The organism is Tateyamaria sp. LSS28, assembly GCF_059611725.1.
Genome location: NZ_JCAPFI010000005.1, coordinates 187,845 through 200,833 on the forward strand (window position 1 = coordinate 187,845; position 12,989 = coordinate 200,833).

The following is a 12,989-nucleotide window of genomic DNA, read 5'->3' on the forward strand; positions in this document are numbered from 1 at the left end:
ATGCGTTCTTTGTGCGGAATTATGTGTGCGGTGACGATGATGGCGACACCAGCAGCGGCATTGGATTATGTCTGCAAGGTGCGTGATACCGGCGATGGATTTATTTCACCCGTACTTGCACTGCAATTTGAACCGTCAGCGAAGACAGCAATCGTGTACGATGCAATCATTCATGCTGTTCATGGCGAACCAATCTCTGTGAAGCTCAAAGATCGCGGCAACGGTAAATTTCGTTTCACGTACCGGGTGAACAACATACCGGCCAACCCTCGACCCGCGCGGATCGGGTATCGTATCGAACTCGACACGAACACCAAAAGAGTTATCATGCGTGGTTCCATGCCCGGAGTCACAAACTCGTTCAACGGCAATGGCTCATGCGAAGTAGGGCAATTGAAGAACAAGTAACTCACCATTTCGAATTGTATTTTGTGGTTGGTGCTTGAACTTGCTCGTCCGCGCACAATCTGTCAGGCACAACCTTGCAATACTACAAAAGGGGGCCCCCATGGCTTTTGAACTTCCCGACCTTCCCTATGCTCACGACGCACTTGCATCCAAGGGCATGTCCAAGGAAACGCTGGAGTATCACCACGACTTGCACCACAACGCCTATGTCGTGAACGGCAACAAGGCCATTGAGGGCACCGAGTGGGCAGGCAAGTCTCTCGAAGAGATCATAGTCGGTACTTACGACGCAAACGCCGTTGCACAGAACGGCATATTCAACAACATTAGCCAGCTTTGGAACCATAACCAGTTCTGGGAGATGATGGGTCCCGGCGACAGTGCGATGCCCGGCGAGTTGGAAAAAGCGCTGACTGAAAACTTTGGCTCGGTAGATGGGTTTAAAGAACAGTTTTCTGCAGCTGGTGCCGGGCAGTTCGGCTCGGGCTGGGCGTGGCTTGTCAAAGAAAAAGACGGCAGTCTGGCGATCACAAAAACCGAAAACGGTGTGAACCCATTGTGCTTTGGTCAGACAGCGCTTCTGGGCTGCGATGTGTGGGAGCACTCATACTACATCGACTTCCGCAACAAACGGCCGGCCTACCTGACCAACTTCCTGGACAACCTGGTGAACTGGGAAAATGTCGCCAGCCGGATGTGAGCTGGTACGGTTTTGAAGTAGCAAAAGGCCGATCTTCCGATCGGCCTTTTCTTTTTTAATTTAACGTCTTGGTGAGTGCAGATAATGTGCTTGCCGCACTGTCGGTCACTTCGAAATAGTCAAGAAGCGACGCATCGGCGAACCCGCCAGCGACGACATGATCCAGCAGCGCAATCAGCGGATCCCAATAGCCGCCCACGTTGACCAGCACGACCGGCTTTTCATGCAACCCAAGTTGTCGCCACGTCAGCACTTCAAACAGCTCGTCCAGCGACCCCGCGCCTCCGGGCAGCACAACGACGGCATCACAGTTCATGAACATGACCTTTTTGCGCTCGTGCATCGTTTCGGTCACGACGTATCGGGTCAGGTCGGTCTTGCCGACCTCCCAATCGACCAGATGGCGAGGGATGACGCCAAACGTATCAGCGCCGCCCGCCTGTGCGGCGCGCGCAACCGATCCCATCAGCCCCACATCGCCCGCGCCATACACAAGCTGCCATCCTCGTTCAGCAATCCCGGCGCCAAGGGCTTCGGCTTCGGTTGTGTAGTGGGGGGTATTGCCAGGGCGCGAGCCACAGTAGACGCAGACGGAAAATGGGGACATGTGGTGCTCCTGTAACGGGCGCGCGAAAGTGATGGTTTTGTGACGCCGTTCTTTTGACCGCTATAGCGCTGCCTGTTATGCAAGCGCAACGAAACCGGGCCAACCGGTGCGGTGGAAAGGGTGAACATGTCCAAATGGTCGGCATTTGCCGGATCGAACGGCGCCTTGGCGGGTACTGTGATTGTCGTCGTTGCGGCGGCAGTCGGTGCTGGGCTGTACATCAACGCGAACCGATCTGACACGGTTCAAGCACCGCAGACCGGTGTCACTGAAACGACTGAGGTCGAACAAACAACCGAAGTGCAGCCGGCGGTCGCTCCAGAACCAAAGGAGCTTTTGCAACCCGATCCACCTTCTATTGACGAGGTGAGGGTCGAACCAGACGGGCTGATGGTGATCGCTGGTCGTGCGGCCCCTGGAAGCAAGGTGGCTGTGTTTTTGGATGGGACAGAAAACACGGAAACCACAACAGATGATGGCGGCAGCTTTGCAGCAATCACCATCCTTCCACCAAGCCCGAAGACGCAAGTGTTGACGGTCGTCCAACGTGTTGGTCAGGATGAGATCGCATCGGTGGACGAGGTGATCCTCGCCCCGCAAGCGCAACCCACGCCCAAATCAGCAGAACCTGCGGCACCCGAAGCTTTGGCCGAAGCCGAAAGCGCGCCGGAGCAACCTCAGACCGAGGACGTGATTGCAGCCGAACCCACAGACCAGTCAACGTTTTCGGTGGCCGAGCAGACATCTGTTGAGGCCGATGTCGCAGGAGCGATCACAGCACCGGCATCCACCGCAGCGCCCAGCGAAGACATTGCTCAGGTTGAACCTGTTCAGGAACCGCAGGTACCGGTATCCGATGAGGTGGCGCCCGATGACAGCAACGCGGTACCCTCCGTTTCAGCGGAGACAGGCGCAAGCGCTTCGGAACCTGAGACCCAAGTGACCGTTCTCAAATCGACCGCCGAAGGTGTGGAGGTTTTGGGCAACGTTGCGCCTGAGGCGCTGGACAACATCGCGCTGGACAGCATCAGCTATTCTGACACCGGCGATGTGGAACTTGCCGGGCGTGCGCAGTCCGAGGCAGAGGCTGTAAGGGTCTATGTCAACAACACGCCTGTTGCCGATATCGACGTCAGCGAAGATGGCAGATGGAAAGGTGAACTGCCTGAGATCGACAAGGGCACGTACACGCTGCGCGTGGACGAGCTGAATGACGCCGGACAGGTGACAAGCCGGGTTGAAACGCCGTTTCGACGCGAAGATCCCGAGGTTTTGGCGGAAGCTGACGGTGAGGACGCACCAGCGACGCAGATTACCGTTCAAGCGGGCAACACGCTATGGGCGATTGCGCGTGATCGCTATGGCGAGGGTACGCTTTATGTGCAGGTGTTCGAGGCCAATCGCGACCGCATCCGCAACCCCGACCTGATTTTCCCAGGTCAGGTCTTTGCGCTCCCCAATTAATACGGCATTCGCGTGCTGGCGCTGGCAAGTCGGGCGTCCGTGTCTTAGATAGTTAAACCTGAACGTCAGGAACTTCTCTCTATGCCCGCAGACACATCGGCTTCGGCTGCACCCGCTGATCCGACAACCCCGACCAATGACCCGAACAAGGATGTGAGCCAGGCCGAGCGTAGCTCGGGGATGCGCACGATCCGCAAGGTCGCACCGTACCTTTGGCCAGATGACAAGCCTTGGGTAAAGCAACGTGTTGTACTCGCGATGCTGGCCTTGGTGCTGTCCAAATTGGTGTCGGTTTACACGCCCATCCTCTACCGCGATGCCGTGAACGTGCTGGGGGGCGAAGGCGTTTCCGATCTTGCGCTGGGTGCCATCGGTTTGACCGTGGCCTATGGCGTGGCGCGCCTGATGAACGTTGGCTTTCAGCAGCTACGGGACGCCATCTTTGCTCGCGTGGCCCAACGTGCCTTGCGCATGTTGGCGCTGGAGACATTCCAGCACATCCACCGCTTGTCGATGCGTTATCACATCACACGCAAGACCGGCGGGCTAAGCCGCATCATCGAACGGGGCGTAAAGGGGGTCGAATTTCTACTACGCTTCCTTCTATTCTCAATCGGGCCGCTGATCCTGGAGCTTCTGCTGATCGGGGTCGTGCTGACCATCCTGTTCGATATTTGGTATCTGGTCGTCGTAGCCGTGACTATTGGCCTCTATGTCTGGTTCACATTTGCGGTGACCGAGTGGCGGGTGAAGCTGCGGCGGGTCATGAACGAGCAAGATACCGACGCCAACCAAAAAGCTATCGATAGTCTGCTCAACTTCGAAACGGTCAAGTATTTTGGCGCCGAAGCACGCGAAGCTGGCCGCTACGACAAGGCAATGGAAGGGTACGAGACTGCGGCGCTCAAGACCAGCTATTCGCTCGCGTTTCTCAATTTCGGTCAGTCCGTCATTATTACATCCGGCCTTGTCGGTGTGATGGTCATGGCAGCCATCGGTGTTCAGAATGGCACGCTGACTGTCGGCGATTTCGTCATGGTGAACGCCTACATGATCCAGATCACCATGCCGCTCAACTTCCTTGGTACGGTCTACCGCGAGATCAGGCAGGCGCTTGTGGATATGGGTGAGATGTTCGATCTGTTGGAACAACCTGCCGAGGTCGTGGATGCTCCAAACGCCAAGGCCCTCAACGTCACGGGTGGGCGTATTGAATTGGATGATGTGCATTTCGGTTACGATCCGGCGCGACCCATCTTGAAAGGTGTGTCCGTTGCGGCGGAGCCAGGGCAGCAAGTGGCAATCGTGGGCTCGACCGGCTCGGGCAAGTCGACCATCGGTCGGCTCTTGTTCCGTTTCTATGATGTGGGTGCCGGGGCACTTCGGATCGACGGACAGGACGTGCGCGATGTCACGCAAGACAGCCTGCATGCAGCCATTGGTGTCGTGCCGCAGGACACCGTGCTGTTCAACGACACGATCCGATACAACATCGCCTACGGGCGCGACAACGCCACCCACGACGAGATCGAAGCCGCTGCCAAAGCCGCCCAGATCCACGATTTCATTCATGCACTGCCCGAAGGTTATGACACGACCGTGGGCGAACGGGGCCTGAAGCTATCTGGCGGCGAAAAGCAGCGTGTCGGCATTGCCCGGACTCTGCTCAAGAACCCGCCCATCCTGCTGCTGGACGAAGCGACAAGCGCGCTCGACACCGAGACGGAGCAGGATATCAAGGACGCGTTGCATGCGGCAGGGCAGGGGCGCACGGTGCTGACCATCGCCCATCGCCTCAGCACTATTGCGGAGGCAGATCGGATCATCGTGCTGGAGCAGGGTGAGATCGTCGAAACCGGCACGCATGACGAATTGCTTGCGAGTGATGGTCGATATGCCCAGCTTTGGTATCGCCAACAGGCGGATGAGGCACCCGCCTGACCAGTGGACTATGACAAGGCTACGGCCTGACGTCGGAACTTGCCCGCCATGCTCCAATCCCAGCAGTCATTCCATTTGGCGCGCATGTGGTCTGCCTGATCATCCAGCGCGTCATCAAACCACATAAGTATCCCTTCACGGGTCAGTGGGGAGCGACGTGTCAGCGTGATCTCGCAGCGATCTGTGTCAGTGATCGGCTGAACGGCAAAGCTGGGAGCTGTCAACGCAGCAAAAAAGCACCAAACAGATGGCAAAGTCGTTATCGGTAGATCAATCGGAACATGAAAATACTCCCACACGTGATGCGGGCAATAAGGATCACGACTCCGGCAAAAAACGGCGTGCCGGTGGCATTCGAGCGCATGCCACCGACAGTTTTTTGAACTTACTCTGCCGCCTTCAGAGACGTGGTCCCAAGGGACGACTGTGACAGCCTCGCCTCGGCGTGGCTTGGTTCATCGCCGAAATCCCAGACCAGTTCGTGGTTGCCGACCGTGCGCGTGTCCCTTGTCAACGCCCAGTCCCGTGCAGCCCGGCTGGCGCGGCCCATTGACAGTTTGGCCAGCAATTGGCTGATCCAACGCACATATGTGACGATCCAGACCCGAATTGCGAGCAGTGAGGGGGTGACAACCAAGGTCAGCACCGTCGCAATGCCAAGGCCGAAGACAACTGCCGTGGCCAACTGCTTCCACCACAGCGCAGTGGGGCTGTCGATTGTATAGCCGCCGCCACCAAAGTCGAGCGACAGGCCGAACATCATCGGGGCAAGACCAGCCATAGTAGTGACCGTTGTCAGCAGCACTGGTCGGATACGGTCCTGCGCCGTGCGGATGATGGCCTCGATCCGCGGCATGTACTTCTCGTACTCCTGATAGGTGTCGATCAGCACGATGTTGTTGTTCACCACGATCCCCGCAAGCGCGACGATGCCCGTGCCGGTCATGATGATCGAGAACGGCTGGTTCATCACCAGCATACCGATCAGCACCCCTGCCGTGGAAAGAACCACAGCGCCCAGAACAAGCAGCGCGTTGTAGATCGAGTTGAATTGCGCCAGCAGGATGATGAACATCAAGAACAGCGCACCGGCAAAGGCCTGCATCAGGAAGGCACCCGATTCCTCCTGATCTTCTTGGTCACCTGTCCATTCGCTGTCGATACCGATCGGGAAGGGGGCGGTGTCGATCCACTTGGTCAACTCTGCAATACGCTCGTTGGGATTGACCGGGATCAGGCGGAACTCACCTGCATTCAGACCAGCCTGCAGATCCAGTGACCGGCCTTCAGGCGTTGCCGCAAAGATCCCGTAGTCCAGACCATTTGCCGTCAGGTCCGCGACGCTTGACGGTCGAACGGTTGCAACGATCTGTTCAACCTGTGCGCCATCCTGATCCACTGTTCGCACAACTTTCTGCAGACCGTCCAGCACATCCGCCTTCACGTCAAAATAGCGCTTTTGATCCACACGGCTGATCTGCGCCAGTTCGGCCACGGGGGTGCGGGTGATGAAGTTGGCAAGGGGAACAAGTCCATCCGCAGTACGCACTTTCAGCGTGTCCAGCGTGGACAGCACCCGATCATCCTCGGGCAAGCGGACACGGATCTCGATCTCTTCGTCAGACGTGTCGACACGCATCGTGTCCAGCAACAGGCCACGGGTCACCAACTGTACCATTGCGCCCACGGTTGCCACATCGGCCCCGTAGCGACCCGCCTTTTGAACATCCACGTCGATCTGCCAGTCGATGCCGGGCAGGGGGCGTGTATCTTCGATGCGCGTCAGCCCGGGCAGCGTATCGAACTGCGCGCGCGCCGCACCTGCGGCTTGCACCAGGTCCTCCCAATTGTCCCCCTTGATCCTGAGATGCACAGGCTTGGCCGAGGCCGGCCCTTGTGACAGTGGAAAAACCTCTGCCCGGATGCCCGGTATCTGTGCCAATTCAACCGACAACTCGTCCAGCACGGTGTTGCCGTCAAAATCCTCTGCCTTGATCTCGCGCATCACCGTGTAGTCAGTGAACGGGATGGTAAACCAGGGTTCGGAGGCGTCAGGGCGGTCTTCCCACGCTATGGTTTCAAGCTGGATCTGACCAACAGTGTCACGGGGCGACTGCGCTCCGCCGGTATTGGCGTTCAACCCGCCCGCACCCGCAAAGGCAAAGGCGCTCTTGATGCCTGGGTGGCCCAGCACAATCTCTTCGGCCTGCGTCAGCAGCGCGTCCTTTTCGTCCAGTGACATGTTCCCGCGCGCCAGTACGTAGACAATGGCTTGCTCTGGTTCCGTCTCGACGAAAAACTCGACGCCGCGGTTGTTGTTGATGAAATAGATCAGCGTGGTGCCGACAAAGACAAACACAACGCCAATCATCACAAGCGGCATCACCGGGTTTCCGACAATGCCTTGAATGACATAACCGAACGTCGACCGCTGATAGCCCGCGTGCACTTTGCGGTTACGCGTGCCAAAGACCTTGCGAACGCCCGAGTTCACACCCAATCCCAAGCGCAGGAACAAGGCCGTGACGGACAGGAGCGCCATGATCGCGCCGGCAAAGCCCAGAGCGGCCAATATCAGCATGCCCAACCCGAACATGAAGACATCAAGGAATGTGGGCAGCACGGAGCGCCAAATCTCTTGCTGGTCCATCATGGCAAATGCGGTGCCCGCACCTTCAAGCAGTAGCGGAATGGCGGTGAGACCGGCCATCATTGCGGCCGCCACACAGAAAAACAGCAGATGGGCCAAAATTGGCATGCCTGCGATACTGATGTTTGCATTACCGAGTGCCTGGATGATGCGACCCAGAACACCGCCCATAACAGGCAGATACACAAGAGCAACGATCAGTGATGCTGACAGAACAAAGATCAGCGTTACAGGCAGCATGCCCATGAATTCCCCTGGCACGCCGGGCCAGAACAGCATGGGCAGGAACGCACAAAGCGTCGTCGCTGTAGATGAAACAACAGGCCAGAACATCCGTTTCGCAGCCTCGACATAGGATCGCATCGGACCGACACCGGCCTGCTGCCGCTTGTCAGCGTACTCGACAACAACGATGGCGCCGTCGACCAGCATACCTACGGCGAGGATCAGACCGAACATCACGATGTTCGAAATCGAAATCCCCATGATTGCCAGCAGCACAAAGCACAGCAGGAACGACGTCGGAATGGCAAAGCCCACAAGCGTCGCGGCGCGCGGTCCAAGGAAAGCAAGAGAGACAATCATGACCAACGCAATCGCAGTCAGGACGGACCCTTCAAGCTGACCGACCATCGACGCGACCTCTCGGCTCATGTCGTTGGACGTGCCAACCTCGACGGCGGCAATCAATCCTTCTGGCCATTCAGCGGCCTTTTCATCAACCAGCACCTTCACTTCGCTCGCGGTGTCAATCAGGTTGAAACCCTTCCGCTTGACCACTTGCAGGGCCACGGTGTCGCTTCCGTTGAAGCGGGCTGTTGAGTCGCGGTCCTCGAATGTCAGGTTGATCTGGGCCAGATCGCCCAGCGTTACGACGCGGTCGCCGTTCGTCTTGACCGGCAGTTCATAAATGTCGCGCGCCTCGTCGAAGGACGACGGGATTTTGACGGCAAATGCGCCTTGCGCAGTTTCAATCTCGCCAGCTGCAATCAGCTGGTTGTTGTTCTGAACCACATTGATCAATTCGCCAGCCGTCACATTGTAGGCTTCAAGCCGCAGCGGGTCGATCAGGACTTCGACCATCTCGTCGCGGTTGCCTACAAGGTTGGCTTCCAGAACAGCATCAAGCCCCTCGATGTCGTCCTGCAAATCTTTTGCGACCCGCGCGATTGTGCGTTCAGGGACAGGGCCGGACAGGTTGATGATGATGATCGGGAATTCGGAGAAGTTGAATTCATCGACCGTGTATTGTTCGAACCCATCCGGGAAATCCGCTTCGGCCTTGTCCATGGCATCACGAACGTCAGCCAGAACCTTGGTCTTGTCCCAACCAAACTCGAACTCCAGCACGATGTTGGCGTAGCCTTCGGCCGCCGTGGACGTCATTCGATCCAAACCGTCAAGGTCGGACAACTCGGTTTCCATGGGCTGAATCAGCAACTGTTCCGAATCCGCTGCAGAGATGCCGGGGAAGGGCAGTGAAATCACCAAAGTTGGGATTTCAATATCTGGTTCACCCTCCTTGGGCAGCACGACATAGGCCAAGCCGCCTGCAAGAATGGACAGGAAGATAAAGGCTACAACCATTCGCGCTCGTGACGCGGCCCAGTCGACTATACCGGTCATTGGGTCTGCTCCTGATAAGTGGGCGCGACTGTCACGCCCGCCGTCACGAATTCCTGTCCAACGACGATCACATTGACCTCATCAGCCAATCCGGTCAGCCAGATACCTTGTGCGGTATCGCGCACGACATTGACCGGGTTGAAAGCAACAAGGCCAGCGTCATCAACCGTCCGCAAGCCCAACACGCCATCTTCACTCAAGGTCAGCGCAGATGGGGGCAGCAAATGCGCGTTGGTGCCTGCGCCTGAGATGGCGATTTCTGCCGTCTGCCCGTCACGGATGCTCAGATCGGCGTTCGGAACCTCGATCTCAACCCGGAAGGTTCTGGTGGTTTCGTCAGCAGAACGGCTTAGGAATGTAACTTTGCCAGTGACCTCTCTGCCGCCAGCCGCAAGGCGCGCGCCAGCGGCGGCACCGACGGCGACGCGCGCGACTTCGGTCTCGGGGGCAAACGCAACCAGCTTGATAGGATCAAGTTGAATAACCGTGGCGCAAAGCGATCCCGGTTGCAGCAGCGTACCCAACTCTGCCGTGTCGCTTTCCAGCAAACCCGCGAAAGGCGCACGGATGTCGAGCCGTTCCAATTCCTTCTCTGCCGTGGCGATGGATGCAGCCGCGCTTTCGATCGCGGCGTCGGCACTTTGAAGCCCGGATTTGGCGGCAACTACACTGGCCTTGGCCCCTTCAAAGCTTGCTTCGGCGGCGGCCAGGGCTGCTTCGGCGTTTTTCACACGCGTCTCAGCAGCAAAGCCACCCTCGCTCAGCCTGCGGGCCGCGTTCTGGTTTACCACTGCCTCATCAATGCGCGCCTGCGCTTCGATCACCCGCGATTCGGCTTCGGGCACGCGGCTTTCGGCCTCGGCCTTGCTGGCGATGGCCTCGGCCAAACGCGCCCGCGCCTCTGCAAGGCTGGATGCACGGGTCCCGGGATCAAGTTGACACATCAATTCACCCGCTTCGACGAACGCGCCCTTGCGCAGCGGTGGAGAGATGACGGTGGATGACGTTTCGGCCCGTACTTCAACTTCGCGGGCGGCTTGTGTCTGGCCACGCAATGTGACCGCGTTGTCGATTTCGCGCGCAAGAGATTTGCGCACAACGACCTTGATCAACGCGTCGGTATCCTGAGCCGCATCCTCAGTTTCCGCAGGGGCCAATTCCTCTGCGACTTCCTCGACTTCTGTTTCCGCCCCGCCGGTCAATTCGGCAATAAAGGCAAGAGTCGACTCACGTTCAATGACCCAAAAATACAATCCTGCGCCAACTGCAATGGCCAAGATCATCGAAACAATCCGCATCTTGTGTTCTTCCTTGGTAGACCAATGACCCAAAACGTGACGGCGGGTCGGGTGCTATATAGAGTTTCATACGTCTAAACTAACCAGTTCAGATTACTTTTTTTGAAGCGGCATCGCAATGATGCCCAATTGACGCAGTGCAAGCAGCGGATGCATGCTCTTGGCTTGGGCGCGGCATCCCTGTAAGACGGCTCGGAAAACAAGGGTGAGGCGGAGCCAATCCGCCACGATATTGGGAGCGCGGGCGTGAGTGATACCGACAGCTTTATTGACGAAGTCACCGAAGAGGTGCGTCGCGACCGATTGTATGGCTATGTGCGTCGCTATGGCTGGATTGCAGCCATCGTGATTGTGGGCATCGTTGGTGCTGCGGGTTTCAATGAATACCGCCGGGCGCAGGCAGAATCCAACGCACAAGCGCTGGGTGACGCAATGCTGGCCGCATTGGCATCAAACGAAGATGACGCGCGCGCCGACGCACTGACCGGGGTTACGGCCGACACGGCGGAAGGCGCCGCGGTCCTCGCATTCATGACAGCAGGTGCGCAGTCGCAAGCAGGTCGCGCGGACGATGCGATCCAGACCTTGCAACCTATTGCACAATCGCCCGAGCTGCCGCTGATCTATCGCCAGATCGCCACTTTCAAATCGCTGATGTTGCAAAGTGAAACGCAGGATGCAGATACGCGCCGTCAGGGGTTCGAGGCATTGGCCGTTCCGGGCGTTCGTATGCGCCTTCTGGCCGAAGAACAGCTTGCATTGATCGATATCGAAACCGGCAACCGAGATGCGGCCATCGCCCGCTTCCAGTCCATCATGAATGATGCCGAGGCGACCCCGGGCTTGCAACGTCGTGCCCTACAGGCAATGGTGGCGCTGGGCGGCGCGCCAGAAGCCACAGAGACCGCTGGAGAATAAGCAAGATGGGCCGGACGATGGGGGATTTGGGTATGGTTTGGAACACCCGTAAACGTATCCTGTTGGCAACCGTGGCGCTGACGATTGTTGCGGCCTGTTCCGAGCGGGAGATCATTCTGCCGGGCAAACGCGAACCTGTGTCCGCCGTCTTGACGGCCGACACTGCCGAGGCTGAGGCGTTGACTGAAGCCGCGCGTGACATCGCCCTTCCGCCACAAGTCGCAAACACCGATGCGGCACAAAGCTTTGGCACACCTGCATTTCGAACCGATCATCCGCAACTGGGACAGACGCTGACGCCGATCTGGTCCGTTGATATCGGCGAGGGCGATAGCCGCAAACACCGCATCGTTGCCGACCCGGTCGTCTCGGGTGGACGTGTGTTCACTCTTGATGCCGAAACGACGGTTACGGCGGTTTCCACGTCTGGCCAGGTCCTGTGGCAACGGGACATCCTGACGGATCGCGCCAACAGTGGCGAAGGAACGGGCGGTGGTCTTGCCGTTGATGGCAATGTCTTGTTTGTCTCAAGCGGCCTGGGCACGCTGACCGCCCTTGATGTCGAAACGGGCGGCACGATTTGGGAACAGGAACTGGAAGCCATCGGCGTTGGGCGCCCAACCGCCTTTGAAAATCTCGTCTATGTTATGGCCGGGGACGACACTGGCTGGGCTTTGGAGAAAGACAGTGGCCGCATCGCGTGGCAGGTCAGCAGTTCTGAGACCCGCACAAACGTCTTGGGTGGGCCTGCGCCCATCGTGACGGATGGTCTGGCGGTATTCTCTTTTGGCTCAGGCGAAATGCAGGCGGTGTTCCGTCAGGGTGGCCTGCGCCGCTGGGATGCATCGGTGCTGGGTGAACGGCAGGGCCGTGCGCTGGCCAAGGTCGACGATGTCACTGGTCGCCCCATTGCCAAGGATGGCGTTATCTATGCGGGCAACCAATCCGGTCGTACGGTTGCAGTGAATGCCGGGTCCGGCGCACCAATCTGGACCAGCGCCGAAGGGGCAATTGATACCGTGTTGCCAGTGGCAGGAAGCGTTTTCCTGATTTCCGACCGGAACGAGCTTGTGCGCCTGAACGCCGAGGACGGAACCCGTGTCTGGGGCACGCGCCTGCCAAACTTCGTAAAGGATCGCCCTTTGCGTCAATCCGAAGTGTTTGCACATCACGGCCCGGTTCTGGCGGGTGGTCGACTGCTGGTTGCATCCTCGGACGAAACACTGCGCAGCTTCGATCCGGTGTCGGGCGGGCTTACAGGTCGGACGGAAATTCCCGGCGGGGCGACCACAGCCCCCGTGGTGGCAGGCCAAACCCTGTACGTCGTGTCCCGCAAGGGCCAATTGCTGGCTTATCGCTAAGTCAAAACCGCCCCCC

10 protein-coding genes are annotated in these 12,989 nt (G+C 58.3%); 6 read left to right on the forward strand and 4 right to left on the reverse strand.

What is annotated here, in order from left to right:
- Both AC53L6_RS16575 and AC53L6_RS16580 read left to right on the forward strand, forming a co-directional pair.
- A complete protein-coding gene (locus AC53L6_RS16575; protein ID WP_496908654.1) occupies positions 1–408 on the forward strand; it encodes a hypothetical protein in 408 nt (135 codons plus the stop codon).
- A gap of 100 nt (positions 409–508) precedes the next feature.
- On the forward strand, positions 509–1,108 hold the full coding sequence (locus AC53L6_RS16580) for a superoxide dismutase (protein ID WP_299603264.1): 600 nt from the start codon (positions 509–511) through the stop codon (positions 1,106–1,108).
- Positions 1,109–1,163: 55 nt separating this feature from the next.
- On the opposite strand, the gene AC53L6_RS16585 is transcribed toward AC53L6_RS16580, so the two are convergent.
- Positions 1,164–1,715, reverse strand: coding sequence for an LOG family protein (locus AC53L6_RS16585; RefSeq protein WP_496908655.1), 552 nt, complete (start codon positions 1,713–1,715; stop codon positions 1,164–1,166).
- A 126-nt stretch (positions 1,716–1,841) separates the two neighbouring features.
- Here AC53L6_RS16585 and AC53L6_RS16590 point away from each other — a divergent pair, with 126 nt between their 5' ends.
- Both AC53L6_RS16590 and AC53L6_RS16595 read left to right on the forward strand, forming a co-directional pair.
- A complete protein-coding gene (locus AC53L6_RS16590; RefSeq protein ID WP_496908656.1) occupies positions 1,842–3,179 on the forward strand; it encodes a LysM peptidoglycan-binding domain-containing protein in 1,338 nt (445 codons plus the stop codon).
- Between the two features lie 81 nt (positions 3,180–3,260).
- The gene (locus AC53L6_RS16595; RefSeq protein ID WP_496908657.1) at positions 3,261–5,120 is read left to right on the forward strand and encodes an ABCB family ABC transporter ATP-binding protein/permease; all 1,860 of its coding nucleotides are present in this window, start codon (positions 3,261–3,263) and stop codon (positions 5,118–5,120) included.
- Positions 5,121–5,128: 8 nt separating this feature from the next.
- On the opposite strand, the gene AC53L6_RS16600 is transcribed toward AC53L6_RS16595, so the two are convergent.
- From AC53L6_RS16600 to AC53L6_RS16610, 3 genes are all read right to left on the reverse strand, one after another.
- Positions 5,129–5,344 carry a hypothetical protein gene (locus tag AC53L6_RS16600; RefSeq protein WP_496908658.1) on the reverse strand — a complete coding sequence of 72 codons (216 nt, stop codon included), beginning with the start codon at positions 5,342–5,344 and terminating at the stop codon, positions 5,129–5,131.
- Between the two features lie 161 nt (positions 5,345–5,505).
- Positions 5,506–9,396, reverse strand: coding sequence for an efflux RND transporter permease subunit (locus tag AC53L6_RS16605; protein ID WP_496908659.1), 3,891 nt, complete (start codon positions 9,394–9,396; stop codon positions 5,506–5,508).
- A complete protein-coding gene (locus tag AC53L6_RS16610) occupies positions 9,393–10,694 on the reverse strand; it encodes an efflux RND transporter periplasmic adaptor subunit (RefSeq protein WP_299206763.1) in 1,302 nt (433 codons plus the stop codon). The genes AC53L6_RS16605 and AC53L6_RS16610 overlap by 4 nt, the downstream gene beginning before the upstream one ends.
- 246 nt (positions 10,695–10,940) lie before the next feature.
- Here AC53L6_RS16610 and AC53L6_RS16615 point away from each other — a divergent pair, with 246 nt between their 5' ends.
- Positions 10,941–11,612, forward strand: coding sequence for a hypothetical protein (locus AC53L6_RS16615; RefSeq protein WP_496908660.1), 672 nt, complete (start codon positions 10,941–10,943; stop codon positions 11,610–11,612).
- 32 nt (positions 11,613–11,644) lie between these two features.
- On the forward strand, positions 11,645–12,973 hold the full coding sequence (locus AC53L6_RS16620) for an outer membrane protein assembly factor BamB family protein (protein ID WP_496908661.1): 1,329 nt from the start codon (positions 11,645–11,647) through the stop codon (positions 12,971–12,973).
- Positions 12,974–12,989 lie beyond the last annotated feature (16 nt).